A 26,692-nucleotide genomic window follows, 5' to 3' on the forward strand; every position below is an offset into this window, starting at 1 on the left:
TTCACCCGCTATGTTCCCGATTATTTTGTGTGATCTTCGCCTGGCTCCGTGGGCCAAGCGAAGAACGTATTGCCAAAGCATTCCGGCGCTGGCGATTATTCTGCGGCAGCGACCATGCTTACTGTCTCGCTTTCGATCATCTGCGAAAGTTTACGCCGGAACCGCAGGGGGCCAACGTCGATCTTCAGATCGAGGTTGGGGGTCTGCTTGTTGGCAATACCGTGATGGACCGCTTCCAGCACGATACGGTCCTCTTCGAACGCACCGCGGACAGAGGTTGCAAAACGCGCCGAAACATCCGGGTCATCGGGTGCGAAATTGCGCATCTGGAACCAGTAATATTTCGTGCGGTTCTCATCCACCGGTGTCATGAAGTTGTAGCTGTCCATCAGGAACGTGTTGTCCGGCAATTCCCGGCCCTCGCCACCGGAACCGGAAGGTGCAAAGATCGCCTTGATGATGGCGTTGCTGGGATAGCGAACCTCGTAATGCTGTTTGCGGTCGCACGTCCCTTCGAACTGCAGAAAGGGAGCGTAGAACGGCGCCGGTTCGGAATCCAGCATCCACCGCCAGACCACCACACCATCACTTTTCACCGTCGTTTCCAGCGGCGTTTCTTCACAAGCCGAACTGGCGAACGAACTCTGATGCACCCAGGCGACGTGGGACGGATCAAGCAGATTGTCCGTCATATAGAGGTAATTGCAGTTGATCGTCATGGACTCGCCACGATTGACGCCCCAGGACGGATCACCGAAATGCTCGACATGGAAAATCTCGGCGGGATCAGCTTTCGCAGCATCACCCATCCAGATCCAGACAAGACCGTAACGTTCCTCGACCGGATAGGACCGAACGCAGGCTACATGCGGAATACGCTCTGCCCCCGGCACGCGGGTGCAGGCGCCCGAACAGTCGAAGGTCAGGCCATGATAACCACATTCAACATCATCGCCCTTGATGCGCCCCATGGATAAGGGCAGCTTGCGATGGGGACAGGCATCTTCAAGGGCTGCCAGCTTTCCACTCTGCAGGCGATAAAGGACGATATTTTCGCCGAGCATCGTAACGGGCGTCAGGTCGCGGCCGATTTCATGATCCCATGTCGCGACGTACCAGGCATTCCTGAGAAACATTTTTCTTCCCCTTATTCCAGCTTCCAGTGAGAGAAGTATTTTCTTTGTGGCGCTGGCCGACAAGCGGATTTCCATTGCGTTCTTGTTTAGAAAAACTTAACAAAAGACAGAATCGGAGATACCGTCTTGGCCATGCCTCCCCTCCATGCCCTGCAAGCTTTTGAAGCCGTTGGAAGGTGCGGTACGATGAGGACCGCTGCAAAAGAGCTTGGCGTGACACCCAGCGCCATCAGCCAACAGGTGCGCAAGCTTGAGGATCATCTCGGGGTCACGCTTCTTGAGCGCGTGGGACGCCGTGTGGAGTTGACGTCATGGGGCGTCCTTCTTCACAAGGAGGTCGCCAAGGGTTTCAACCAGCTTCATCATTCCGTCGATGTGCTTGAGCGGGCGCGGAGCCAAACCGGCATTGTGCTCACCGCTCTCAGTTCGGTCGTCAACAAATGGATCGGCCGCAAGATCTTCGATTGGCAGGCTCTCTACCCCGAAGCCAATGTTCGCATCATCGGCAAGGACGACGAACCCAGCCTCACAGCCGGGCAGAGCGATTTCCGCATAACCTATGGAAAGCGCGCAGAAGTGCACGCCCATTTCGCTCCTCTCTACACGGACTGGGTAGTTCCCGCTTGCTCGCCCCGCCTGCTGGGCGACCGAACCCTGGCGACCGCAGCGGACGTTCTCAAATTCCCTTTGCTCAACATCGAGTGGGAATCCCATTACAGCCGGCCGCCACAATGGAGCGAATGGGCGCAGCTCGTTGGTGCAACCGTGAATGAAAGGCTCTCAAGTCTGTTTTTCGCACTTTCGAGCAACGCAATCGACGCCGCCGTCAACGGCCACGGCTTCGTTCTGGCTCAGCTTTCTATGATCGAGGACGAGTTGGAGGCAGGCACTCTTGTCGTGCCGTTTGATATTCGCCTTCCACTTCCCGAGAGTTATTATCTGGCCTGGGATCGCTCCGCATTTGAGAAACCCTATGGAAGAGAATTTCATATGTGGGTGATGGGGATTGCGAAAAAGCAATCCGTCATCTCATCTCCAGCGGGCAGCGCCTGATCGGGGAAACTTCGCAGATCGCGATCGCTATTGCGGCCTTTCTGTTTGCCCATTTGGAAGTGTCATCCTCAAGCGGTGAATATGGGCAGCCCCGATGCCGCAGCAGCCGCCGATGATCGTCGCGCCGGCCTCTGCCCAGGAGCAGGCATAACGCGAATAGACATCGTCATTCAAATCCTTGCGCGTGTCGTGCAGGCCCTCATTGGCGGCCGCTTCACCCTGTTCGCCTTCGAAGGCATTGGCGTAGACACCGATTTCGAGGCGGACATTCTTCTCCCGGAAGACACGCGCTGCCACCTCTACGGCCCCCTGCATGACCTCGGGCTTGCTGCAATTGAACAAAATGGCTTCGGCACCCGATGAAGCCACCCAGTATGCGGCAGTTTCCACAGTTTCGGTTGACCGGAGTTTCGGTTCGTCGCCGCTTATCGCTGCCTCGCCATCCTCCAGTGTAAACGAAATCCAGAGCGGTTTGCCCGTTGCCGCCACCGCTTCGCGGACGGCATCCGCCTCGGCGATCAGGCTCAGCGTCTCGCCGAGCCACACATCGACGAAGGGTGCAAGGTTTTCGACAAGCACTTTCAGATAGTCCTGCACTCGCGAAGGCTGAAAATTCTGCGGCTCGTAGGAGCCGAAGATCGGCGGCAGCGAGCCTGCAACCAGCACTTTGCGATCCGTGACCGCATCGGCTGCTTCCCGCGCCAGACGGCCTGCGAGGCGGATCAGCGCTGGCCCCTCGTTCCGGAACCTTTCCTCACCGATGTGGAAGGGGACGAGCGCGTAGCTGTTCGTGGTGATGATCTGCGTCCCCGCGGCGATGAATTCCCTGTGTACCTCGCGCACAATGTCAGGTGAATTCATCAGCGCCAGTGCCGACCATTCAGGCTGCTTAAGCTCGGCGCCCAGCCGCAGCAGCTCGCGGCTCATACCGCCGTCGAGAATTCGTATTGTGCTCATGAGTTCATCTCCATTCAGGCTATCGCGCCGTCACCGGCAGCGGGATTTTCAAAACAATGTGGTGGATTGTCCGTGCAGCTAGCGGCGAACCGGCACCTGTGCTTCCAGACCTCGAAAGACACGGGCGATCACGGCCGTCAGGGCAAGATAGAAGCAGGTAACAACGAGCAGCGGCTCATAGACCAGCAGGGTGTCCTGGCGAACCTTGTTGGCCACGGCATAGAGATCCATCACGGTAACGGTGAAGGCGAGCGGCGTCGCCTTGAGCTGCATGATGATTTCTCCCGCAATCGTCGGCAGGGCGATGCGAATGGCACGTGGCAGCCAGATGCGGCGGGTCAGCTTCCAGGGTGAAAGGCCAAAGGCCCGACCGGCTTCGAGTTCGCCTTTGGGAACGGCAAGCAGCGCTCCCCGCAAGACCTCGGCCTCATAAGCCGCGTAATTCAGCGTGAAGCTGACGGCAGCGAAAAAGAAGCCCTCGCGCAAAATCGGCCAGAACAGGCTCTGGCGAAGCCCGGGAACCATCGGCAGCAGCGAACCGACCCCGTAATAAAGCAGCCAGAGCTGGATCAGCAGCGGCGTGCCACGAAAGAAGGTGCAGTAGCCGCGAGCCAAAAGCCGCGTCAGCCTGCCGCCGCTGACCTGCGCGAAAGCAAGCCCGATGGCGAGGATGAAGCCGAACACCACCGAGATCACCAGCAGCGCCACCGTCTGCCACGCACCCGTCAGAAGCAGCGTCCAATAGTTCGGTATCCAGTCAAAACTCATGGGGTGCTTTCCTCAGGCAAGGCGCGGCTGTCCGCGCCGCACCCGTCCTTCGATCATTTTGACGACGACGTTGGAAACGAGCGTGATGGCGAGGTAAAGAAATGCCGACGCCAGGAAGAACAGGAAGTAATGTTTGGTGCTTGCCCCGGCGAGACGGGTAGCGAGCGCCAGTTCCTGATAACCGACCACCGCGACCAGCGCGCTATCCTTGGTGACCGACATCCATAGATTGGCAAGGCCCGGCAGCGCATTGGGCAGAAGCGCCGGCAGCAGGACGCGGCGGAACCTCAGGACCGGCCCCATGCCAAAGGCCTTGGCGGCGTCGATCTGCCCGGCGGGGATGGCGAGGATTGCGCCGCGCAGCACTTCCGTCATGTAGGCGCCCTGAACGAAACCCAACACGGCGACGGCCGCGATGAAACCGTTGACCTCGACAGGCGGCAGGTTGAGAGCCTCCAGCAGCCGATTGAGACCATCGGTGCCCGCATAATAGAGCCCGACGATCAGGATCAATTCCGGAACGGAGCGGATCACCGTCGTATAGAGATCAAGCGGAAGCCGGAGCAAAGGATGACGCGAAAGCTTTCCAAGCGCACCGGCCGTGCCGAGCAACAGCCCGATCACGAAGGCGCAGGCCGAGATGGCGACCGTGGCGACGGCACCTGCCAAAAGCACGCCGCCCCATCCCGGAGGATAGGGAGACAGCAGTTCCAGAATGCCCTGTTGCGCGTTCGCCATCTGATGATTGCTTATTTCGCGCCGTAGATGTCGAAATCGAAGTATTTCTTCGTGATCGCTTCATACTGGCCGTTGGTGTGAACCGCAGCTATCGCCTTGTTCAGCCTGGCTTTCAGTTCGGTGTCTTCCTTGCGCAGGCCGCCCGAAACGCCGGCTCCAAGTATTTCCTTGTCATCGGAAACGTCGCCCATTTTCACGCAGCAATCCTTGCCACCATCGCTTTTCAGGAAGGCGTCGAGTGCCAGTGAATCACCGAAGACATAGTCGATGCGGCCAGCAGCCAGATCCTGGAATGCCTCATCGAGTGTCTGATAGGTCTTTTCGTCGGCGACGCCGGCAAAATACTTTTTGTAGTATTCAGACTGGATGGTCGACACCTGAATGCCGATCGTTTTGCCCTTCACGTCTTCAGCCGTGGCGCCGGGCTTCTGGTCTTTGGGGCCAATCAGCGTGCTTGGCGTGTTGTAATATTTGTCGGTGAAGTCGATCACCTTCGAGCGCTCCGCCGTGTTCGACATGGACGACCAGATCACATCGAACTTTTTGCTCTGCAGGGCCGGAATGAGGCCGTCCCAGGAAATATCGACGATGGAGCATTTTTCCTTCATCTCTTCGCAGACCGCGTTCATCAGGTCGATTTCCCATCCGTGCCATTTGCCCGAGGCGTCCTTGGCGAAGAAGGGCGGATAGGATTCGTTCATGATGCCAAAGCGGACTTCGGCCTGTGCCGTGAAGGCAGACAGCGCAAACGCCGCGCCGGCGAAAAACATGGGAAGCAGTTTCATTCGCAAGGTTTCTCCTGATGGGTGTTGTCGATGATGGCGGGTTGTGCGTCAGTGGGCGATGAGGCCGGTGAATTCCCGGCATCGGGCGCTGACGGGTGCACCGAATATTTGTTCCGGCGGGCCTTCCTCCTCGACCTGTCCCTGATGAAGGAAGAGAACGCGGTTCGAGACATCGCGGGCAAAGCGCATTTCATGCGTGACGATCAGCATGGTTCTGCCCTCTTCCGCGAGATCGCGGATGACTTTGAGAACCTCGCCGACCAGTTCCGGATCAAGCGCCGATGTCGGCTCATCGAACAGCATGACATCAGGGTCGACGCAAAGCGCTCTGGCGATCGCCGCACGCTGTTGCTGCCCCCCGGAAAGGAAGGCCGGATAGGTGTCACGCTTTTCGAAAAGCCCAACCTTGTGAAGCAGGGCCTCGGCTTTTTCGACCGCTTCACGCCGCGGCATGCCCATGACATGAACAGGCGCCTCGATGACGTTCTCCAGCACGGTGCGATGCGCCCAGAGATTGAAGCTTTGAAAGACCATGCCGAGCCCGGTGCGCAGCCGTTCAACCTGTCGCCAGCTGCGCGGCTGCAACCGCCCGTCGCGCCCGGCCTTCAGCGCTATCTCCTCGCCGTTCACGACAATGCGGCCGCGATCGGGCGTTTCCAGAAAATTGATGCATCTGAGGAAGGTGCTTTTTCCAGAACCCGACGAACCAATAATGGAAATCACATCAGACTTGTGGGCCTGCACCGAAATCCCTTTGAGAACCTGATGCGGGCCGAAGCTTTTGTGGAGATCTTCGACGCGAAGAGCAGGAAAGGGTTGGTCTGGCATGCATGGTTCCGACTAAAATGAATTTGCGGAGAATAATGACAAAATAACGCGGTTTTTTCGCGCAATTTCTATCTATTTTGCTTTTTTCATGCAAAATAATCTTCTTTATGCGGCAAGTGCGGCGAAATACCTGATGGGCCGCAGCTGAAACCGAACTGGATCAGACAATGGAACAACTGGATCGTTTTGACCGCGACATTCTGGATCTCATTCAACGAGACTGCCAGTTGAGGGCCGAAACCATCGCGGAACGGGTGGGCCTGTCCGCCTCGGCCGTACAAAGACGGTTGAAGCGCCTGCGCGAAGAAGGGATTATCAGAGCGGAAGTCGCCGTCATCGATCGAAAAGCAACGGCAACATCGATGGTGTTCATCGTGGGAATGGAGATCGAGCGGGACAATTATGACGCGCTGGCGAAGTTTCGCGTCTGGGTGGAGAAGCAGGATCATATCCAGCAGGTCTATTACGTTACCGGCGCGGTCGATCTGATTGCGATCGTCACCGCCCGCGACGTCGAACATTATGACGACATCGCCGCGCTGATCATGGCGGAAAATCCGCAGATCCGCAGAATGCACACGAATGTAGTGCTGCGCGACGTTAAACTCGGCCTGTTCGTGCCGCCGGAGTAACGCTCACGCCCACTACGGCGGATCTCAGATGCACCGACCATTTGGCGTTGCCGGCCGTGTGTCTTCGAGGGAGTTTACGTGGGCGTCGATTCTTCAAACGCTTTTAGTAACCCGGCCAAAAGGTTCCGGCTTTCCGACAGTTTGCGGCTCTTCTCATCAATCGAACTTATTTGCGTATGCAATTGCGACTTCAATTCGTCACAGGGTTCGAAAGCGTGCCGTCGGTCAAGGGAACACGGCAGGAACTGCCGGATGACTGCCAATGTCATGCCTGTATCTGAAAGCAATCCGATACGTCCCACGGTCTCCACATCGGCATGACTGTAATCACGATATCCCGATTGAGTACGAACCGGTGAGAGAAGACCCTCTGTTTCGTAATAGCGCAGCATTCTTATGCTGATGCCGGTCCTTCGAGACAATTCGCCGATCTTCATGTTAGCCCTTGACTCTGACAGCACTGTCAGACTGTAGGGAGAAGGCTCCAGAATGTAAATTGCAAAAGGAGCATTAGAATGACTAATCAGTTTGATTTTCGGACGGAGATCGACGGCCGTGAGGCTACAGTCGAAGCTCTCTCTTCTCTGGCTTTCGCAGGCTTCGCGCACTTTACGGCCATGCAAGTTCGCGATGGCGCAGTAAGGGGATTGGACCTTCACTTAGCCCGGTTGCATCGGGCATCGGTTGAGTTTTTTGGGCAAGCACTGTCCGACGATCTGGTGCGTGAACGTATTCGGAACGCCTTACAGGATGCGCCTTCCGCAGTTTCGGTAACGGCAACGATGTACTCTCGGAGCGGCGAGTTTACGCCGACCGGGGCTGACAACGATCCTGCCGTTTTAGTGCGCACAGCACCCTCGTTCGATGGCCCTGAGGGACCTTTGCGCTTGACCGTTGTCCAGCACGAGAGGCCATTTCCAACGATCAAACATGTCGGCGAGGCATCAAAAACGCAGTATCTCCGACGCGCTGTCGAAAATGGTTTTGACGATGCGGTATTCGTCGATAGTCACGGACATGTAAGCGAAGCCACTATCTGGAACGTAGTGTTCTGGGACGGCGAAGCCGTTGTCTGGCCCAAGGCAGCGCTTCTGCCAGGCGTCACGATGGGGATCATCCGCCGTCAACTTGCAATCCTTGGAATTACCCAGCGGGAGGAGCAGATCACACTCGCGCGGCTGGCCGATATGAAAGGCGCAGCACTTATGAATTCGTGGACACCGGGTGTTGCTGTCAGCGGCTTTGATGCTGTTTCTGTACCCTCGTCAGCGACCTTAATAGAAATCCTCAAAGAGGCCTATGCGCGAGAGCCGTTGGTCGCCATCTAAATGGCACGATGTCCGCTTTCGGCAAAGGTAACCGTTTGAGAGAGCGCTCAATCAGGAACTCACCGATTTTTCCTGTCGAACCAAGAAGAGTGCGACGAGCATGAGCGTCGCCTCAAATGCAAAGATACATGCCAAGAAGGCAATACGCAGCCGCTACTTTTCGTTCCACGTCATCGTGTAACGCGTTCCCGCGTTCCGTTCCGGGTGAGTATACGTCTGATTGACGCGGGCATTGATGTTCTTCGCCATTGCCATGATCAGTTTTGTGCCTAACCCGGTGCCCTTCGGCGATGCATCAGGCCCCGATCCTATTCCGTCATCTTCCACGACAAGAACGAACTGTCCGTCCTGTTCTGACAGATTGACCCGCACGGTCCCGGTTTGATCGGGATAGGCATATTTCAGCGCGTTGGTCAGCAGTTCGGTGATGATGACACCGAGAGCAACGGCGTGGTCTGCGTTCAGATCAACCTCGCATAGTGACGTTTCAACCGTGATGGAGGAGGAGCCGGGTACGGCTTGAAACAGATCGCTGATGATGGAGGTCAGGTACGAACCGAGGGATACAAGTCCCACATTGGCTGTATTATAGAGGCTGCGATGAACGCCGGCGATGGCAGAAATCCTGCTTTGCGTTTCCAGCAATGCTGTCTCTGCTTCCTGCGACTTCAGGGTATTTATTTGCAGGCGGATCATGGCCGAGACCAGCGAAAGACTGTTTGCGACACGATGGTTCATCTCTTTCACCATCATTTCCGCGTGTTCCTTGGCTTTTACCAGCAGACGGTCCGCCTCCTCCTTCGTCTGGCGCAGGCGATGATTTTCCAGGGCCTGGTTAATGGCAGTGAGCAAGAGCGGAAAAAAGTCATCCCCGACGTTTTTGATGACGTAGTCCGCAGCGCCCGCCTTGATGGCATCTATGGCGATCTGGGCCTCGTTTGACCCTGTCACATAGAGAACCGGAACGCGCGCCGGTATCGTCTGGATCGCGGCGAGAAATTCCATGCCTGTCGCCGTCTGGAAATAGTGGTCGAGAACCACGACATCGAACTGTCCGTTTTGAAAAAGCTCGAGTCCGGACGCTACGGAGGCGGCATGAACCACCTCCATTCCGTGACGACCAAGAACGCGGCTCGAAAGCCGCGCCAGAGCCGGATCGTCATCAACATACAAAATGCGCAGAGCCATCATGCTTTCAGGGTATCTGGATTACGGAAAAGAACAGGCCGAGGTTTTTGATGGCATTCGCAAAGCCCTCATAATCGACCGGCTTGGTTATATAAACATTCGCACCGAGATCATAACATTTCTGAATTTCAGTCTCATCATCGGTTGTCGTCAAAACCACCACAGGCAAACGGCGTGTGTATTCATTGCTCTTGATCTGCTCAAGGATGTTGATGCCCGACATATCGGGGAGATTGAGGTCGAGCAGTACGAGAAGATAGCGATCTTTGCTGACAAGCCCATCCCGACTTTCGCCCAAGATGTAATCCAGCGCCTTCGCACCGAGCGTAAAGGGCACAATCTCGTTGTTCACGCCGGCGCGCCGCACGTTTTTTTCGATCAGGCGCGCATGGCCCTCGTCGTCTTCGATCATCACGATCGTTACTTCCTGACCGGTCGCTTTCATTTGTCGCCTTCCTTCGTCACTCTTCTGAGGTCACTCGGCAGCAGCAGGAAAAACGTGCTGCCCTCACCGAGTTTGGACTCCACCCTAATGTCCCCGCCTAAATTTCTTATTAGCGAACGAACATGTGCGAGACCTATTCCCTCTCCCGGCTGATCCTGACTGCCTGCCCGACGAAAAAGCTCGAAGACCCGTTCAAGATCCTGCTCGCCGATACCGCGCCCATTGTCGCCAACCTCGATACAAATCGCTCCGCGCCCGGCCGGGTAGGCACGCGCGGTCAACCGCAACGGACGACCCGACATCTGGTATTTCACCGCATTGTCAAAGAGATTTCCAAGAATCTGATCGAGAGATATGCGATCGGTAACAATCGTGAGCTTTGGCGTATCAACATCGATCTCGCCGCCATTGGCGGTGATCTGATGACGCACCGTCTCGGATAGTGAAGAGAGCAATGTTTCTATATCGACCTTCTCCGGCTGCAGCTTCCGCTGACCATCGCGAGATATTTTCAGGATGGCGTTGATCAGTTGATCCATTTTCCGCGTCGATGAACGGATAAAGCCAATGGCCTCGGGAATATCCTCCTGAACCGCCAGCCGTGCTTCCCGGACCACCTCTTCCGGTGGGGTTTTACCGTCAGCCAGGACATAACTGGTCACCGGCTTGAGCGAGGTATCGAATTCGGAGAGGAAACCCATGATATTGACGAGCGGCGCGCGCAGGTCATGGGTGACAATGTAGGCAAAGCGCTGAATTTCCTGATTGGCGCGGCGAAGATCACGCGTCCTTTCCTCGACACGTTCTTCCAGATGGCGATTGAGCTCATCAACATCCTCCCGAGACCTGGTCAAAGCGCGGATATAGGTGAAAACGAGAAAGATCGAACCGCCGACGACAAGGAGAATTGCAAGGGCGCCGCCCACCGTCACCCATCGAAGCGTATTGGCTGCACCGAGCTGATCTCCGACGATGACGCGCAACCGATCATCAGTGTCTGTTTGCAAGCGCGACAGAACATCCCTGATTTCGGTCATGAAGCGTTTGCCGTCATTGTTGCGGACGACATCCACCGCCTCGGTCATGCGGCCGGCCTTTTGCAAATCGATCGTTTCGCGGGTCTCGGCCAGTTTCGCATTGATCGCTTCTGTCAGTTGCGACAAGGCCTGTTTATATCGGTCCTCGTCTTTCAGAAGATCGAGAATTCTGGACTGACGCTGTGGCAGGCCGCGCAACGCCTCTTCATAGGGCACCAGATAATCGACATTGTTGCTAAGCAGATATCCTCTCTGGCCCGTTTCAATGTCCTGCATTGTTGTCAGCACATCGAGAACCGCTGCACGCACACGTCGCAGTTCCGCGGTTTCCTGAGAGTACCGGTTATTCACCTGAACAAGCCATAATGACATGGAGACCATGCCAATCAAAATTGCGACACCCACAGCAAGCATCAAAAGGCTTCGCTGGGCAAACGGTGAAAAACCAGTCACAGCAATAACATTCCCGGTAGGCAGCTAATAAGTGCGACAAACTAGATGACGGTTGCGCCAGATGCGAATGATTTCTTTTTACGCAACCGTGGAACCCCGTCAGATTTCAGGAGTTCAGCAATGTTGGTGAAAACAGCCCCCGACACGGCTGAAACGATGTGAATGCGGTGACATGAGATATAATTTTCAGGGAAAACAGATCCTTGTTTTGGAAGACGACGCACTTCTCGCGATGGATATGGAAGACTTTCTGTCGGATCTGGGGGTCAACGTTGTCGGACCCGTCTCCCACATAGAAGCGGCGCTGGAAAAAATAAACGCAACCGAGCTGGATGGTGCCGTCATCGATCTCAATCTGAGGGGTGAACTGTCGTTTCCGGTTATCGAGGAACTGAGGGCCGCAAAGGTGCCTTTCGTCGTTTGCAGCGGATATGCGGAAATACCCGGAGTGCGAGCGCAGCTGGCCGGGCTGACAGTCGTTTCAAAACCCTGCAACTTTGACGATCTCTCACATGTTCTGGCGAATGAATTCTCACCCAATCAGTGAGGCGAGAATTCCGGGCTTAATACGCCACCCCGTATGCAGATCCTTTTATCTTCCGCATCAATCCAGTGGAAAGGCCACCTGGTATTGCAGACCGGCCTGCTCATAGTGGATTTCGCTTTCCGCCTGTAGTTCGTATCTGGCGCCTTTTGTTATCAGGGTCGTTCCAAAACCGGTTTCCTGGGGAACAGAAACGGGGGGGCCACCGCTTTCTTGCCACCGGAGATCGACATGACCACGCCCCTGACTGTCACGCTGCGTCTTCCAGAAAACCTCCACCTTCCCGTGCGCTCCGGAAAGAGATCCGTATTTCTGAGCATTCGTCAGCAGCTCATGCAGGATCATCCCGAGCGCCAGTGCGGATTTTGGTGACACCTGAACGCCTTCAGGACCCTCAAGTTCGACCCGGCTTGCGAAACTGTTATGGGGCTCAATCGCCCGCTTCACGACATCCTTCAGATCTGTCTCGCCCCAGTTGCTTTGAAAAAGCAGGGCGTGGCTTTCGGCAAGCGCCGTCACGCGGGCCACAAGCCTCTCCTGATAATCGTCGACGGAGGTGCTGCCCTTTGACGTTCTGCGGATGATGGAAATGACCATCGCCATGGTGTTCTTGACGCGGTGGCTAAGCTCACGGACAAGCAATTCCTTGTGGATCTCCGCCCGCTTCCGCTCCTGTTTCTCCCGCGCTTCCGCAAGCGCCCGTTCGACAGCAGACGGCAATCTTGCCAATCGTTGTTTGAGGACGTAATCGGTCGCACCGCGCCTGAATGCATCGATTGCTGCGTCTTCACCCAAAATGCCCGACACAAAAATGAACGGTGTGTCTGGAAACCTTTGCATGGTGACATCGAGCGCAGACATGCCATCGAAATCCGGCAGAGAAAAATCAGCAAGGATGATATCGAACTGCTGGTTTTCCAATGCCTCCATGAACGATGCCTTGCCTACCGCCCTTGTTACCGCAGGCGGCGGCGAAATGCGCGAAAGCTGCTCTTCGATCAGTTCCGCATCAACAGAGCTGTCCTCAAGGAGAAGAAGCCTGCTTGCTTCCATTTGCAGCATTGCCTCATTCACCATTGCGACGCGCACCCGGTGGTGGCTCGTTCAAGAGCGCCCAGAAAACCCCGAGATCCTTGATGGCCTTGAAAAACTCGTTGAACTCGACGGGCTTGACGACAAAGGCGTTCACGCCGAGTTCGTAGCTCTTCACAAGATCCTGTTCTTCGCGGGACGAGGTCAGCATGACAACGGGGATATGCCGCAGGTGATCGCTGCCCTTGACCATCTGCAAAACCTCAAGCCCGTCTACTTTTGGTAATTTGAGGTCAAGAAGAACGACCGTGGGATCACCCGTTGGGCGGTTGTGATAGGCACCCGTGACATTGAGATAATCAAGTGCCTCGGCACCATCCCGCGCAACAACAACCTCGTTTGCAAGTTGGCATTTCTCAAGTGCGGTCAGCGTTAGTTCCAGATCGCGTGGATTATCTTCCACCAGCAAAATAGGTCTGAGTTCAGGCAATTTCTTCCTCTTCAATTTTCATAACCGGCAATGTGAAGGAGAACGAGGCTCCCTCGCCTACGGTTCCCTGTGCACCGACCGAACCGTGATGGCGCTCAACAATGCGCCTGACGAGAGCAAGCCCGATACCTGTTCCCTCAAAATCCTCAACACGTTGCAGCCTCTGGAACACACCAAAGAGCTTGCTGTAATAGGCCATATCGAAGCCGACGCCATTGTCGTCCACCGAATAAGTGACGTCGTCTTCGGTTTCGACCGCACCGATAGTGATGATCGAGACCGGTTCCTGGCGGGAATATTTGATCGCGTTGTCGATGAGATTGTACCAGACCTGCCGCAACAGGGTCGGATCGCCGCGCGTAACCGGCAGACGACCAATACGCCACTCGATCTGACGATCAGTCATGGATGGGGCAAGGGAGCGGCGAACCTCGCTCACCACCTTTTCCATGTCCACGGATTTCATGGCGATTTGCGTGCGGCCAAGCTGCGAGAACTTCAGAAGATCGTCCACGAGCCTGCCTGCCCCCAGAGCCGCCTCGGAGATCATTTGCAGATAATGCTCTGATTTGTCGTCCATGGCGTCGCTGCGCTCGCGCAGCAACTGCGCAAAGCCGACAATATGGCGGAAAGGCGCGCGCAGGTCGTGCGAAACGGAATAGGAAAAAGCTTCCAGTTCCTTATTGGTCCGTTGCAATTCTCGCGTCAGATCCGCCATTTCCTCGGCCTTGCGCAGGACAATGCCGATAATCGCACTTCGAAGCTCCCGTGCCGCCGAAAGTTCCGGTTCAGACCACGGCAAAGCCGTGTTACGCACCTGCTCCTTCCAGATTTCGAAGGACTTGCGCGGATGTATCCGCCCGCTTTCCTGCACGGTTTTGTGCGGATCTCCTCCCCAGCGTACGGTTTTTACGACTTCCGGCCGAAACCAGATAAGCCAGCTGCCGTGCAGTTCCGAGATGCGCATCGCGATAATTCCGCTTGCCGCGCCGGCATAAGACGCAGCTGCAGGATAATCATTCACAAGGCACTCGGCCGCAAAGACATCCGTGATCGCCTGCTCGCCGAGCCACAGGACCAACTCTTCAACCTGCTGCCGTGACGGTGTCTTGCCGACCAGCTCATATTCATTGCCCCGGACGAGCGCAGCGCCATCCGCTCCCACCTGTTTCAGCAGGTCTTCTCTTTGATCATCGCCTTCTAGAAGGCCATCAGCCCATTTTTCGGCCCCTGCCATCCCCTTCAGCAGGCGCGCCTGAATATGGCCAAGCTCCACGCGGCGGGACGCATCCTGGGAGCTCTGCTCCATTGCTATCCGCATCGACAGGAGCTGTGCAGCAAAATCACAGGCTTCACGCACGGCAAGGGACACCGAATGCGACGTGGCGTGATGACAGGCAATCAGACCCCACAGGGTGCCGTTGACGATAATCGACACCGACATGGACGCGGCCGTACCCATGTTGCGCATATATTCGAGATGGACCGGCGATACGCTGCGAAGCTGCGAAAAGCTCATGTCAAGCACCGCCCCCGTTGCCGCATTCAACTGCGGTGTGACCGGGACAGGTCGATAATCGACATCGGGGATCATCCGCAGGCGGTTGATCGTGTAGAGCTGCCGTGCCTGCGGCGGAATATCGGCCGCCGGAAAGCGAAGCCCAAGATAAGACGGCAAATTGCCGCTTCCGGCTTCCGCAACGACATGGCCGCTCCAGTCCAGCCCGAAGTCATAGATCAGGGTGCGGTCATAACCACTGATAGAGGATACCAGTTGGGTTGTCCGCAAAAGCGCGTCTTCCAGCGAGGGTGCGCTGTTCAGATATTGCGCCAAACCGGTGAGTTCGCCCATCAACTTTTCAGCCGATTCGCCGTGCCTCGTTTTTTCGAATTCGATTATGATCAAGGCGCCGGATCGATACGCAGAAACATCGAGTGCCTTTTCGGTCCAGACATATCGGAAATTGTTTTCGTCACCGGAATACCATTCGGATAAGGCGGCTATGAACGGCAGGACCGTGGCATTTGCAGCCGCACCAATCGGCAGGGACGCCTCAATATAATCATGGAGATTATCACTCGCCTGCACGACGAAAAATTCGTTGGCAGCCAGGACCAGAAGCGCACCATGTTCCTGAATAGCGCCGGGGATGTGGATGGGCTCGGCGCCGCAACTATCCAGTTTCGGCGTAACTGAACTCATGACTTTCTCCAGCCGCTCTTTGTAGAAGAACGATCGACCTGCTCAAAAGATGCCGCCAACCTATTGATTATTGCGGCGATGTAAACGCTCGTTTTCAGCAAATCGTGTCAGGACGACCACCAGAATTTCCGGAGATCGTCGCTCCAGTCGCTATGACCCAACGCTCGCCATGAGATAATGCCCCACCCCCCAGACGTCACCGCCGTCATGGCCAAAAAGCCCGGCGGTTGCCAGAAAGAACAGTCGCCAGCGCCGTTCCCACAACCGCGCATCAGCCCCATAAACCCGTTGCAGGATCGGTCGTATATGATCGATCTCCCGGTCGAAATTCGCCAGCCAGTCGAGCGCTGTCCGACGATAATGCGATCCCGACCAGCGCCATTCCCGTTCGACGGTGAAAAGCGTGTCGAAACGATGGGGAAGATCGAAGGCAGGCATGATGCCGCCGGTGAAGAAATGCTGCGCGATCCAGTCCGCCGGATTATTGTGGTCAAAACGGTAGGATCGGTCACGGTGATTAAAGACGTGCAGGAAAAAGCGGCCTTCCGGCTTCAGCCATGCATGAACACGCTCAAACAATGCGCGCCAGTTGGACATGTGCTCAAACATTTCCACCGAAACGACGCGATCGAAACGCGCGCCGGAGGTGAAATCATTCATATCGGCGGTCACTACCAACAGATTGGAAAAGCCACGCTCCCGGGCGTAGCCGATTATATATTCGCGTTGCGATGCAGAATTCGAAACGGACGTGATCCGCGCGTTGGGAAAACGACCCGCCATATAAAGGGAAAGCGAGCCCCAGCCGCAGCCGAGTTCGAGAATGTCCATACCATCCTGCAACCCGGCATGGGCTACGGTCTCGGCGAGCGCAGCAGTTTCCGCCTCATCGAGGGTCGTCGCGGCATCGGGATAATAACAGCAGGAATATTTGCGCTGGGCCCCAAGAACGAGCGCGAAAAATTCCGCGGGGACCTCGTAGTGCTGCCTGTTCGCCTCGTCGGTATGGCTGGCAATGGGGAATTTTGCCATATCGGCCGCAAAAACCAACTCGGCATCGGCCGGGATTTTTGCAAGCCGCCGTTTCGTTCTTGCGCAGAGCATATCTATCCCGGCGAGAGTGACGCTGTCGTTTAGCGGCGTACGTTCCGCGGCATTGATGGCGAAGGAGAGCATGTTCATGGCGTTTCCTCGTTCTTGCGCGGCCCCGGAAAGAAGGCGTTGACGCGGCGTTGCAGGGCGCGGAATTTTTCCCCGCGCGATTTCAGCATGTGCTCTTCAAGCGGCGGAATGCCGGAGACATGGACGAGCAGCCAGTACATCATGACCGGTGCGGCGAGCGAGGCCCATGACAAGGCGTGGGCCTGAACCGCCAGCAACGGCAGGCCGCACCAGAAGAGCCATTCGAAGAAATAATTGGGATGGCGGGAATAACGCCAGAGACCGGTTTCACACACGCCGGTTTTTGCTTCAGGGGTTTTCCTGAATTTCGATAGCTGTGCGTCCGAGAGAGCTTCCCCTGCCAGCGCTGCAACGGCAATCATGGTGGCAAGAAGGTCGAGAACACGCAGGAAACTCTGGCCATTACTGGCCGCAAGATAGACTGCCAGAACAAGCACGAAGGCGGCAATGGCCTGTATCTGGAGGAAGATGAAAAGTCGCAGGGAGGCCGCGCTGCCCCATTTTTCGATGAGTTTCGCATAACGCGGATCTTCCCCGCCGCCCCGCGTGCGCAGGCCGATATGGCCGGCAAGCCGCAGGGACCAGACGGCAATAAGCAAAAATACGATAGCGCGTCGCGCACCGTCTCCTTCCGCCAATAAAACAGCCAAGACGCCTCCGAGCCCCACGCTCGCGGACCAGACGGTGTCGATCCAGCCGCTAGAGCCGGTTGCTCTCTGTAATGCCCACGCTCCGGCCATGAGCAGCGACATGAGAATGGCAAGCATCAGGATCACAGAAAACATCACTACTTCGCTCACCGTTTTGAACAGATCGAGGCCGGGTGTCCGTGATGGCAAATACGAGCGAACCGGCAAAAGAGTTTCAGGGTTCGGAAAAAAATCAAAAAAACTGCCGGCCGCTGAAACTTATCAGGCGCCGGCCTCGTATCTGCGCTGTCCCAGGGCAAATTTCTGTAATGCGATAGCGAGGATAGATGACCGACACCGAAGCAACACGAGGACATAGCCGGCGGCGCATCGCCATAGTGGGAACAGGAATTTCCGGCCTGTCGGCGGCCTGGCTTTTGTCGCAACGGCACGATGTCACGGTCTTCGAGGCGGCGGATCGCATCGGCGGTCACACCAACACGGTAACATTCGACACGGATAATGGGCCGGTTCACGTCGATACCGGCTTCATCGTTTATAACGAATCGACCTATCCCAATCTCACCGCGCTTTTTCAGACACTGGACGTGCCGACGGCAGCCTCCAACATGTCTTTCGCCGTTTCGCTCGACAATGGCGGCTTTGAATATTCCGGCGGAACCGGTCTTGGCCTGCTGGCACAAAAGAGAAATGCGCTACGACCCCGTTTCTGGTCGATGCTGGCGGACCTGCTGCGGTTCTACCGCAACGCTCCGCGAGACCTGCATGTGATGGGCGACGTGTCTCTCGACGACTATCTCACGCGCAATCGCTACGGGGCGGCCTTCCGCGATGATCATCTTTACCCCATGGCCGCGGCCATATGGTCCACGCCGGCGATGGAGGTCGGTCGTTATCCAGCGGCACATTTCATCAAATTCTGCCGCAATCACGGTCTGCTGCTGCTACGCAATCGGCCGGTCTGGCGCACCGTCGTCGGTGGCGCACACGAATATGTAAAACGCATCACCGCACCGTTTGCGGATCGAATTCGCCTCTCGACGCCGGTGACGCGCATCCACCGCCTGCCTGATGGCATCGAAATCATCACTGCGGAGGGCGAAACCGCTCGCTTCGATGACGTGGTGATCGCAACCCATGCGGATCAGGCGCTCGATATGCTCGTGGATGCAACGCGCGCCGAACGGCGCATTCTCGGCGCCTTTACCTACACCCGAAACCGCGCCGTGCTTCACACCGACAGCAGCTTCATGCCGCGCCGGCGCGCTGCCTGGTCAAGCTGGAACTATGTGGCCGACAAGAGCATTGAAGCTCGTCAGCCGAGCATCACCTACTGGATGAACAGGCTCCAGCCGCTGGGCAAAACCCCTGATACTTTTGTAACGCTGAACCCGGCGCGAGAACCGGATCAAGGAAAAATCATCGCCGAGGAAACCTATCACCACCCGGTTTTTGACGCTGGCACCGAACAGATGCGCCAGGAATTATGGGCCTTGCAGGGCCTGCGAAACACCTGGTTCTGCGGCGCCTATTTCGGCTCTGGTTTTCATGAAGACGGCCTTCAGGCGGGCCTTGCGGTCGCCGAAGATCTTGGCGGCGCATCCCGCCCATGGAAGGTTGCGGACGACAGCGGCCGGATCATTCGCCTGGATTTGGCGGCGATTGCGACGGATACACAACTCATGGAGGCAACGCCATGACGCCTCCCCTCACATCGGCGCTTTTCCCGGGCCACGTGACCCATGCGCGTTTCAAGCCAAAAACCCACAAACTGGACTACCGGATTTATTCGCTGCTTCTCGATCTCGATGAGCTGGAGACGCTCGACCGGAAATTACGGTTGTTCTCTGTCGACCGTTTCAACCTGTTTTCGTTTCATCGCAAGGATCGCGGCAATGGTGACAACACGATCGGACTGCGCCAGCAGATAGAAACGGCCATGGCGGCGGCGGGCATGGCCGTCGATGGCGGGCCCATCCGCCTGCTTACCATGCCGCGCCTGCTTGGCTGGGCCTTCAACCCGCTCAGCGTGTTCTTCTGCCACGGGCGCGACATGTCACTTAAAGCCATCCTCTGGCAGGTCGACAACACCTTCGGCCAAAGACACTCCTATCTGATCCCGGTAGAGGCCGGCACGGGGACAGAGATCGTCCAGCGATGCAACAAGGCCTTTTATGTCTCGCCCTTCATGGACATGAACCTCCACTATGTTTTCCGCGTCGTCCCGCCCGGTGACAGGCTGAAGATCGTCATTGAAACTTTCGATGATGAAGGTCCGGTCCTGACAGCCCGCCATCTTGCCCGAAGGGTCGAGCTGACCGATGGCGCGCTGCTGAAAGCCTTCGTCGCCATCCCTTTTCTCACGCTGAAAGTCGTTGTCGGCATTCACTGGGAAGCCCTGAAAATCTGGCTGAAGGGCGTGCGGCTGAGAAAACGTCCGCTGCCACCCGTCGAGCCAATCTCCTTCGTTTCCCCTTCATCGTCGCAAATCGAGGCCAGAAGTCATGACTCCGTTTGAAAATCTCTCCGAGTTACCGGCGCAGAATACCCGCCTCAAGGGCCGCACAGGCATGGGCATATGGCTCATCAACCGGCTGCTGAACAATATCGACCGGGGACGGCTGCGCGTCGTCCTTCCTGGCGGCGGAACCGTCGAAAAATCAGGAAAATCGGAAGGCAGCGACGCCGTTATCGTGCTGCATAACTGGCGGGCAATCCGCAGGCTGCTCGTCAACGGCGATATCGGCTTCGCGGAAGGCTTCATCGAGAATGACTGGTCTACGCCTGACCTGACGGCGCTCATCCGTTTCGCCGCTCAAAATCGCGAGGCATTTGCAAGGTCTATGCGCGGCAGCCTGCCCATGCGCCTCATCAACCGGCTTGCACACGGGCTGAATGCCAATACCCGACGCGGCAGCCGCCGCAATATCGAGGCGCATTACGATCTCGGCAACGAGTTTTACCGGCAATGGCTCGACCCCTCGATGCTCTATTCGTCGGCGATTTTCGACGGCACGACACCCAGCCTTGAGGCCGCGCAACGCAAGAAACTCGAGCGCATTGCGGAAAAACTCCAGTTAACCGGCAACAAGAGCGTATTGGAAATCGGCTGCGGCTGGGGTGCGCTCGCCATCCACCTCGCCACGCAGCACAATGCCAGCGTGACCGGCATTACCCTGTCCCCGTCCCAGTTGAATTGGGCGGAAAATGCGGCGGAAAAAGAAGGCAAGGCCAGCCGGATCGATCTCAGATTGCAGGATTACCGCGACGTGACCGGCCAATTCGACAATATCGTCTCCGTGGAAATGTTTGAAGCGGTCGGTGAAGCCTACTGGCCAAGTTATTTCGAAACGCTGAAACGCTGCCTGAAACCCGGCGGCCGTGCGGTGCTGCAAATCATCTCCATCGAGGAAAACCGCTTCGATACCTATCGGCGCAAGGCAGATTTCATCCAGAAATACATCTTTCCCGGCGGTTTCCTGCCCTCCGATTCAGCGCTCGAAAAAGCCGTAGGACAAGCCGGCCTGAAGCTCACGGAGACAGAACTTTTCGGCCAGTCCTATGCGCTCACGCTTTCGGAGTGGCGTCAGCGTTTTAATGCCCGGTGGCAGACGATTTCCCTGCTTGGATTCGACGACCGCTTCCGGCGGCTCTGGGATTATTACCTCTGCTATTGCGAAGCAGGTTTTGCCGAAGGGACCATAAATGTCGGCTTGTACACGATAGAACAAGGATGAGGCGGGGCCAACCGGTGGAGAAAGACAATGAAAATCATTAGATTGGCAATTGTATCTGCCCTGTCCCCGATGCTGGTCGGCTTCGGCGCGACAGCGGCGGAGATCGACGGCAACTGGGCGCGCGGCGACGGCAAGGCAAAAGTGCTGATCGCGCCCTGCGGTGAAAAAATATGCGCCACAAACACCTGGATCAAACCCGGCACGCCGAAGGAGAAGACCGGCGACCGCCTGATCATGGACATCAAAGAGAGCGAGGCGGGCATCTATTCCGGCACCGCCTTCGATCCTCAGCGGGACAAATCCTACAGGATAACTGTGACACTTTCGGGAAGTAACATGACCACGAAGGGCTGTATCGTCGCCGGCCTTCTGTGCAAGGGCATAAGCTGGACCCGGATCGACTAGCGCAGATCACGCGCCGTTCCATCCACTAATTGCATTGTCTTCCGAACGAAAAAAACTCGCCGCCTTCTCAATGCCCGGCAAAGGAAAACACCGATGAAGACCTATTTCGCAGCCTATTTTTTCACGCTCATCGCGTTTCTGGTGATCGATTTCATCTGGCTGAGCACCATGGCGTCACGTCTTTACCGCCCGGCTATCGGCGATCTCCTGGCGGAAAATTTCCGGCTCGCTCCAGCGGTCGTCTTCTACCTCATCTACGCCGGCGGGCTGACCTTTCTTGCCGTGCGCCCGGCCCTGCTTTCCGGTGAATGGACGACGGCGCTGCTTTACGGCGCGATTGTCGGTTTCATGGCCTACGCCACCTATGATCTGACCAATCAGGCGACGTTGAAGAACTGGCCAACCACCCTCACCATCGCCGATCTTCTTTGGGGAACCTTCGTTTCCGCCGCAGCGGCGATCATCGGTTATCTCGTCACGGTGCGCCTCCTCGGCCCGCTGGAAAATTCGACGGGCATATCATGACGACGCTTCCTCTCGGCTACGGCGCAAGTGCGGCCCTCCTGTGGGGGTCCCATCGTGAACTTCCTCTTCCTCGTCCCTTGTCTTCGTGTGAAAGACGACCTTATAAAGGAAGCGCAGCAAGGAAGGTTCGAATGCAGGGCACAGAGATAGCAAGCCTAATCAACCGTGTCGGCATGGGTGATCGTTCAGCATTCGTCTCGCTCTACCAGGCAACCAGTCCAAAGCTTTTCGCGATCTGCCTGAAGATCCTGCGGGACAGAACCGAAGCCGAGGAGGCGCTGCAGGAAATCTATATCAAGGTGTGGCAGCGCGCCCGCACATTTGCCGCAAGCGCCGGCAAGCCGGCTACATGGCTTGCCGCCATCGCCCGCAACCACGCGATCGACACGATCCGGGCCCGTAAACCCATAAGCGATGATATTGATGAGGCCTACGAACTTGCCGACGATGGCATTCGCGATCCTGAACAGCAGGTCGTTCTGGCTGACGAAGGCCGCAGGATCGAGGATTGCATGCGTGAACTTGAAACTGTTCACGCAAAGGCGGTACGCCGAGCCTATGTTGAGGGTTTAAGCTATCTCGAACTGGCAGATGAATTGCGCGTGCCACTGAATACGGTCAGAACGTGGCTGCGGCGCAGTCTTCTCAAACTCAGAGAGTGCATGCAGCGATGACAACGGGCGACCAGAGCGGCGGAATGCACTCGCGCGACGAAATCCTCGCCGGCGAATATGTGCTGGGCGTCCTGCCGCTCGAAAAGCGCCGCGAACTGGAGCGGCGTATTGAGAACGACAGGGTCTTCGCGCAACTGGTGCAGCGTTGGGAGCAGGAATTTTCCGACTTCAATGCCGATTATGAAGAGCAGGTACCGAATACGGCTGTTCTTGCTCGCATCGAAGAGCGCCTGTTTGGCAGCAGGGATATCAACGCCAACGGCAGCCTGTGGAATTCCGCGTCCTTCTGGCGCTGGATATCGGTTGCCACCAGCGCGACCGCCGTGGCCGCCGTGGTCTACGCCGCCTTTCCCGAAAAACGGCAGGGCGTCACCCCGCTGGTGGCGGAACTTGCGACAACCGACAGCCAGGTCAATCTGCTTGCCTCCTATGACGCGGAATCCGGACGGATGCGCATCATCCCCGTCGCAACCGGTAAGACGGACGAAAAATCACTGGAACTGTGGCTGGTCATGGATGGCGGCAAGACGCGCTCGCTGGGCGTGTTCCAGCCCGGCACGTCTGGCGATCTCATCATCCCCGCCGATATGCGCAGCACAATCACGGAAGGCACGACCTTCGCGATCAGCGTGGAGCCCTTCGGCGGATCGCCAACCGGTCAGGCAACCGGCCCAGTTATCGCCGTCGGCAGCGCGCGGCTGTTATAGAAGGCGTGTGCAGCAGCATCCCACGGACCCGGGATTGCTACACCGTTGAGGAGGCATAGGCTCTCCTTGCAAAGGAGAGCCCAACCGATCAGATCCGGGCGCCACCGGTTGCATCTATCATCTGGCCCGTCGTCCAACGCGCATCGTTCGATGCGAGGAAGGCAATGACGTCGGCAATATCTTCCGCTCGTCCGACACGCGAGAAGACCGAGAGGGCTTCCGCACCGGCGCGCGCATCAGGCGACGCCAGCCACTCGGCATTCATATCCGTTTCCGTCACGCCCGGTAGCACGGCATTGACTGTAATGCCGCGTGCTGCAAATTCAGGTGCCAGTGCAAGCGTCAATGTCTCAAGCGCACCTTTGGAAGCAGCGTAGGCGGGATGCGTCGGCGCCGCGATCCGTGTAAACCCGGTGGAGACATTGATGATCCGGCCGTTCTCGCGAATATGGTCGGCGACTGCCTGGATCAGGAAGAACGGCGCCTTGTAGTTAATCGTCATCACCTCGTCGAAAACAGACTCGTTCGTCTGCTTCAACGGCAACGCAGGCGCGATGCCGGCATTGTTCACCAGTATGTCGAAACCGGACGAACCCGTCTCGTCACGCGCGGCTTCACTGAACTGCGCCCAGAGGCTGTCGGCCGCCTCCTTACCCTGTCTGAGGTCGGCCTTCACCGCGACGGCCTTGACGCCAAGCGCCTCGATGTCGCGTACCGTTGCATTGGCCGCATCCAAATTGGCGGTGTAGTGAACGCCAATCAAGGCGGCGCCCTCCCTGGCAAAAGCGAGGCCAACTGCCCGGCCGATACCGCGTGAACTTCCAGTAATAAGGGCTATTTTGCCTGCGAGACGCTTGGACATGGATCACTCCGTTGCTAAAATAAATAGTGATCCCTACAATAAGAGCTGAAATACGTCTGTCAACAATTTAATAGGGATCGCTATTTTAATGGAGAAGCCAGTCCGCAAACGCGGCAGACCCCGCATGTTCGACCGCGATATTGGCCTCGACATCGCGGCCCGGCTGTTCTGGGAACATGGCTACGAAGGGACATCGATCGCCGATCTTACGAGGTCGATGGGTATCAATCCGCCAACTCTCTATTCCACCTTCGGCTCAAAGGAAGAATTGTACCGTCAGGCGCTCGACTTCAGCATTGCCCGTGAAAACAGCCGCCGGTCGAACATCCTGCAATCGGATCTTCCGGTTTATGAAGCCTTGAGGCTCTATCTTTACGATATCGCTGACGGAGACACCCAGCCGGACAAACCGCCCGGCTGCATGGTCTCGACGGCCGTCCTGCAACATGCGCAAGAAAATACATCCGTGGCGCGGATGACGGCATCCTTGCGCGAAACGTCAATGCAGACACTCAAAGCCCGTTTCGACCGCGCCGTCGAGGAAGGGGCGTTGCCTGCAAACACTGATACCGACACGCTCGCACGCTTTTATGGCGCGATCATCCAGGGCATGTCCGCCCAGGCTTGCGACGGCGCCTGCAATGCCTTGCTGAAACGGCTGATCGACCTTGCACTTGCGGCCTGGCCTGGAAAACGTCAGACCTCCGCAGAGACGCAGATTAGGGGCACTTAACCACGCAATCACCAATCCGCGACTGACAATTGGACCGCGCTTACTTGTGCGTTTATGCCCGTTCAGGAAAGTGGGACAGGTGAAATCATGGTTTTGCCACCGCCCGAAGCGCCTTCGCCAGTTTCTTGATGGCCTCTTCTATCTCGAGAGGTGTGTATGCAGCAAAACCCATCAGGAAACCGGCCTTCGGGTCACCGGCAGCGTATAGACCCGATAACCCCAGAAGCTCGATACCCACGCGCCGTGCCGCATCGATGGCAGCGCGTTCCGAAAGTTCACCAGTCAATACACAGGACATTTGCAGCCCACCAACGGGAACATGCGGCTCGATGAAATCCGACAGATGCTTGCTGGCGAGACGAGCCAATACGTCGAGCCGTTCGGCGTAGATGCCGCGCATGGCGCGTACATGTGCTCCGAAATGCCCACCCTCCATAAAGCGGGCGAGCGTCAGCTGCGCCATCGGCGCCGTATGACCGTCCAGCAATGTGCGCGCAACGGTCATCGGCTTGACGAGCTGGGACGGCAACACGACATAGCCGATCCGCAAACCCGGAAAGAGCGATTTGGTGAAGGTGCCGATGTAGATAGTCCGGTCGTGGGGATCCAGACCTTGCACACAGGCAGTTGGCTTGCCGGCGTAGTGAAATTCACTGTCATAGTCGTCTTCGATGATCCACATCTGATGCCGGGCCGCCCATTCAATCAGCGCCAGGCGACGGTCCAGAGCCAGCGTCGCACCAGTCGGAAATTGATGGGATGGCGTCAGGAAAATCGCCTTGGCCCGGCGCGGGTGAGCCATGATCTGCTCGATGACGACGCCCTGCCGGTCGACAGGTATAGAAACACATTCCAGTCCCGCCGCATCGAACGCCTTGCGCGCGCCGTAATAGGCGGGATCTTCGATGAAGATCCGATCGCCGGGATCAAGCAGCATGTTGGCGCACAACGACATAGCCTGCTGCGAACTGGTCAATACCAGCACCCTGTCGGCAGTCGCGCGTGCGCCCCGCTCAAGGTTGACATAATCGGCGATGGCGCGCCGAAGCGGTTCTGCTCCCTGCGGGTCACCGTGAAGCAGAGTTTGTGCGCCAACCTCCTTGCGAACCTGCCGTTCGAGACGCTCCCATATCTGAAGCGGAAAGGTGCGCGTCTCCGGTATCCCGTGAGCGAACGGCCGCGGTGACAGCATCTCGCGAACGCCGCCGCTGCGAAACATGGCCGCCCCCCGCCTGCTGAGACTGGGAGCCTGACTGCGCAGGAGCATGGCCTGCCGGGAAAGACGGGGGCCGGGCGTGAACTCCGTCATCTCCGCGACGAAGCTGCCGCTGCCAACACGCCGGTCGATGAAACCTTCGGCGTGAAGCTGGGTATAGGCCGCTTCGATCGTATCACGCGATACCTCCAGCGATTTGGCAAGCGCGCGTGAGGCGGGCAAAGGCCTGCCCGGACCCAATGCACCACCGATAATCAATTGGCGGATCGCCCTTTGAATCCGCACGTGAAGCGGCATAGCGGCATGGGCCGGATCGGCAATCCAAGCCTTTACGGTTTCGAGTTGGGAATGCTTGAACAAATGGTCTGCTCGCAGTGTCAAGAT

Annotated in this window: 29 protein-coding genes; 12 read left to right on the forward strand and 17 right to left on the reverse strand. The window is 57.1% G+C overall.

Annotation, left to right across the window (positions count from 1 at the left end):
• Positions 1-95 precede the first annotated feature (95 nt).
• Positions 96-1,136, reverse strand: a complete 1,041-nt coding sequence (locus tag PL640_RS08775) for an aromatic ring-hydroxylating dioxygenase subunit alpha (protein WP_142843548.1) — start codon at positions 1,134-1,136, stop codon at positions 96-98.
• Positions 1,137-1,268: 132 nt separating this feature from the next.
• Here PL640_RS08775 and PL640_RS08780 point away from each other — a divergent pair, with 132 nt between their 5' ends.
• Positions 1,269-2,189, forward strand: a complete 921-nt coding sequence (locus PL640_RS08780) for a LysR family transcriptional regulator (RefSeq protein ID WP_271362077.1) — start codon at positions 1,269-1,271, stop codon at positions 2,187-2,189.
• A gap of 27 nt (positions 2,190-2,216) precedes the next feature.
• Here the strand turns inward: PL640_RS08780 and PL640_RS08785 are convergent, their stop codons facing one another.
• The 5 genes from PL640_RS08785 to PL640_RS08805 all read right to left on the reverse strand — a co-directional run bounded on the left by PL640_RS08785 (position 2,217) and on the right by PL640_RS08805 (position 6,265).
• Positions 2,217-3,146, reverse strand: coding sequence for a homocysteine S-methyltransferase family protein (locus tag PL640_RS08785; protein WP_271361519.1), 930 nt, complete (start codon positions 3,144-3,146; stop codon positions 2,217-2,219).
• Positions 3,147-3,224: 78 nt separating this feature from the next.
• Positions 3,225-3,914 (reverse strand): ABC transporter permease, encoded by a 690-nt coding sequence (locus tag PL640_RS08790; RefSeq protein WP_271361520.1) that lies wholly within the window; start codon positions 3,912-3,914, stop codon positions 3,225-3,227.
• A gap of 12 nt (positions 3,915-3,926) precedes the next feature.
• Positions 3,927-4,652, reverse strand: coding sequence for an ABC transporter permease (locus PL640_RS08795; protein WP_271361521.1), 726 nt, complete (start codon positions 4,650-4,652; stop codon positions 3,927-3,929).
• Between the two features lie 11 nt (positions 4,653-4,663).
• On the reverse strand, positions 4,664-5,437 hold the full coding sequence (locus tag PL640_RS08800) for a transporter substrate-binding domain-containing protein (RefSeq protein WP_271361522.1): 774 nt from the start codon (positions 5,435-5,437) through the stop codon (positions 4,664-4,666).
• A gap of 48 nt (positions 5,438-5,485) precedes the next feature.
• The gene (locus PL640_RS08805; RefSeq protein ID WP_271361523.1) at positions 5,486-6,265 is read right to left on the reverse strand and encodes an ABC transporter ATP-binding protein; all 780 of its coding nucleotides are present in this window, start codon (positions 6,263-6,265) and stop codon (positions 5,486-5,488) included.
• Positions 6,266-6,432: 167 nt separating this feature from the next.
• Here PL640_RS08805 and PL640_RS08810 point away from each other — a divergent pair, with 167 nt between their 5' ends.
• Positions 6,433-6,897 carry an Lrp/AsnC family transcriptional regulator gene (locus PL640_RS08810; RefSeq protein WP_271361524.1) on the forward strand — a complete coding sequence of 155 codons (465 nt, stop codon included), beginning with the start codon at positions 6,433-6,435 and terminating at the stop codon, positions 6,895-6,897.
• A gap of 74 nt (positions 6,898-6,971) precedes the next feature.
• On the opposite strand, the gene PL640_RS08815 is transcribed toward PL640_RS08810, so the two are convergent.
• Entirely contained in the window at positions 6,972-7,334 is a 363-nt protein-coding gene (locus PL640_RS08815) for a MerR family transcriptional regulator (protein WP_271361525.1), read from the reverse strand.
• 78 nt (positions 7,335-7,412) lie between these two features.
• On the opposite strand from PL640_RS08815, the gene PL640_RS08820 reads away from it, so the two are divergent.
• On the forward strand, positions 7,413-8,225 hold the full coding sequence (locus PL640_RS08820) for an aminotransferase class IV family protein (protein ID WP_271361526.1): 813 nt from the start codon (positions 7,413-7,415) through the stop codon (positions 8,223-8,225).
• Between the two features lie 153 nt (positions 8,226-8,378).
• On the opposite strand, the gene PL640_RS08825 is transcribed toward PL640_RS08820, so the two are convergent.
• Genes PL640_RS08825 through PL640_RS08835 form a run of 3 tightly spaced genes read right to left on the reverse strand, consistent with a single transcriptional unit; the run spans position 8,379 to position 11,309 of the window.
• Complete coding sequence (locus PL640_RS08825) at positions 8,379-9,416, reverse strand: sensor histidine kinase (RefSeq protein WP_271361527.1); 1,038 nt, start codon at positions 9,414-9,416, stop codon at positions 8,379-8,381.
• A 4-nt stretch (positions 9,417-9,420) separates the two neighbouring features.
• The gene (locus tag PL640_RS08830) at positions 9,421-9,858 is read right to left on the reverse strand and encodes a response regulator (RefSeq protein WP_142843558.1); all 438 of its coding nucleotides are present in this window, start codon (positions 9,856-9,858) and stop codon (positions 9,421-9,423) included.
• On the reverse strand, positions 9,855-11,309 hold the full coding sequence (locus tag PL640_RS08835; RefSeq protein WP_271361528.1) for a sensor histidine kinase: 1,455 nt from the start codon (positions 11,307-11,309) through the stop codon (positions 9,855-9,857). The genes PL640_RS08830 and PL640_RS08835 overlap by 4 nt, the downstream gene beginning before the upstream one ends.
• Positions 11,310-11,520: 211 nt before the next feature.
• Here PL640_RS08835 and PL640_RS08840 point away from each other — a divergent pair, with 211 nt between their 5' ends.
• The gene (locus tag PL640_RS08840) at positions 11,521-11,895 is read left to right on the forward strand and encodes a response regulator (RefSeq protein WP_269699347.1); all 375 of its coding nucleotides are present in this window, start codon (positions 11,521-11,523) and stop codon (positions 11,893-11,895) included.
• 57 nt (positions 11,896-11,952) lie between these two features.
• Here PL640_RS08840 and PL640_RS08845 read toward each other — a convergent pair whose 3' ends face one another.
• The 5 genes from PL640_RS08845 to PL640_RS08865 form a co-directional block, all read right to left on the reverse strand.
• Positions 11,953-12,969: a sensor histidine kinase gene (locus PL640_RS08845; RefSeq protein ID WP_271361529.1), complete on the reverse strand. Its 1,017-nt coding sequence runs from the start codon at positions 12,967-12,969 to the stop codon at positions 11,953-11,955.
• Entirely contained in the window at positions 12,959-13,414 is a 456-nt protein-coding gene (locus tag PL640_RS08850) for a response regulator (RefSeq protein WP_142843561.1), read from the reverse strand. Before PL640_RS08850 ends, PL640_RS08845 begins: the two co-directional genes overlap by 11 nt.
• Positions 13,407-15,617 carry an ATP-binding protein gene (locus PL640_RS08855; RefSeq protein WP_271361530.1) on the reverse strand — a complete coding sequence of 737 codons (2,211 nt, stop codon included), beginning with the start codon at positions 15,615-15,617 and terminating at the stop codon, positions 13,407-13,409. The genes PL640_RS08850 and PL640_RS08855 overlap by 8 nt, the downstream gene beginning before the upstream one ends.
• A gap of 150 nt (positions 15,618-15,767) precedes the next feature.
• Positions 15,768-16,799: an SAM-dependent methyltransferase gene (locus tag PL640_RS08860; RefSeq protein ID WP_271361531.1), complete on the reverse strand. Its 1,032-nt coding sequence runs from the start codon at positions 16,797-16,799 to the stop codon at positions 15,768-15,770.
• Complete coding sequence (locus tag PL640_RS08865) at positions 16,796-17,584, reverse strand: DUF1295 domain-containing protein (protein WP_271361532.1); 789 nt, start codon at positions 17,582-17,584, stop codon at positions 16,796-16,798. Before PL640_RS08865 ends, PL640_RS08860 begins: the two co-directional genes overlap by 4 nt.
• A gap of 191 nt (positions 17,585-17,775) precedes the next feature.
• On the opposite strand from PL640_RS08865, the gene PL640_RS08870 reads away from it, so the two are divergent.
• From PL640_RS08870 to PL640_RS08900, 7 genes are all read left to right on the forward strand, one after another.
• The gene (locus PL640_RS08870) at positions 17,776-19,149 is read left to right on the forward strand and encodes an NAD(P)/FAD-dependent oxidoreductase (protein WP_271361533.1); all 1,374 of its coding nucleotides are present in this window, start codon (positions 17,776-17,778) and stop codon (positions 19,147-19,149) included.
• On the forward strand, positions 19,146-19,967 hold the full coding sequence (locus tag PL640_RS08875) for a DUF1365 domain-containing protein (RefSeq protein WP_271361534.1): 822 nt from the start codon (positions 19,146-19,148) through the stop codon (positions 19,965-19,967). Before PL640_RS08870 ends, PL640_RS08875 begins: the two co-directional genes overlap by 4 nt.
• Entirely contained in the window at positions 19,954-21,186 is a 1,233-nt protein-coding gene (locus PL640_RS08880) for an SAM-dependent methyltransferase (protein WP_271361536.1), read from the forward strand. Before PL640_RS08875 ends, PL640_RS08880 begins: the two co-directional genes overlap by 14 nt.
• Positions 21,187-21,213: 27 nt before the next feature.
• The gene (locus PL640_RS08885; protein ID WP_271361538.1) at positions 21,214-21,591 is read left to right on the forward strand and encodes a DUF2147 domain-containing protein; all 378 of its coding nucleotides are present in this window, start codon (positions 21,214-21,216) and stop codon (positions 21,589-21,591) included.
• Between the two features lie 93 nt (positions 21,592-21,684).
• On the forward strand, positions 21,685-22,116 hold the full coding sequence (locus PL640_RS08890) for a DUF2177 family protein (RefSeq protein ID WP_271361540.1): 432 nt from the start codon (positions 21,685-21,687) through the stop codon (positions 22,114-22,116).
• Between the two features lie 131 nt (positions 22,117-22,247).
• Positions 22,248-22,790 (forward strand): sigma-70 family RNA polymerase sigma factor, encoded by a 543-nt coding sequence (locus tag PL640_RS08895; RefSeq protein WP_269699331.1) that lies wholly within the window; start codon positions 22,248-22,250, stop codon positions 22,788-22,790.
• Complete coding sequence (locus PL640_RS08900) at positions 22,787-23,497, forward strand: anti-sigma factor (RefSeq protein WP_271361542.1); 711 nt, start codon at positions 22,787-22,789, stop codon at positions 23,495-23,497. The genes PL640_RS08895 and PL640_RS08900 overlap by 4 nt, the downstream gene beginning before the upstream one ends.
• Positions 23,498-23,585: 88 nt before the next feature.
• On the opposite strand, the gene PL640_RS08905 is transcribed toward PL640_RS08900, so the two are convergent.
• Positions 23,586-24,359: an SDR family oxidoreductase gene (locus PL640_RS08905; RefSeq protein WP_271361543.1), complete on the reverse strand. Its 774-nt coding sequence runs from the start codon at positions 24,357-24,359 to the stop codon at positions 23,586-23,588.
• An 88-nt stretch (positions 24,360-24,447) separates the two neighbouring features.
• On the opposite strand from PL640_RS08905, the gene PL640_RS08910 reads away from it, so the two are divergent.
• Entirely contained in the window at positions 24,448-25,092 is a 645-nt protein-coding gene (locus PL640_RS08910) for a TetR/AcrR family transcriptional regulator (RefSeq protein WP_271361544.1), read from the forward strand.
• Between the two features lie 85 nt (positions 25,093-25,177).
• Here PL640_RS08910 and pdxR read toward each other — a convergent pair whose 3' ends face one another.
• Positions 25,178-26,668 (reverse strand): MocR-like pyridoxine biosynthesis transcription factor PdxR, encoded by a 1,491-nt coding sequence (gene pdxR / locus PL640_RS08915; protein ID WP_271361545.1) that lies wholly within the window; start codon positions 26,666-26,668, stop codon positions 25,178-25,180.
• Positions 26,669-26,692 lie beyond the last annotated feature (24 nt).

This window comes from Agrobacterium sp. ST15.16.024 (genome assembly GCF_027956545.1).
Lineage (GTDB): Bacteria > Pseudomonadota > Alphaproteobacteria > Rhizobiales > Rhizobiaceae > Agrobacterium > Agrobacterium cucumeris.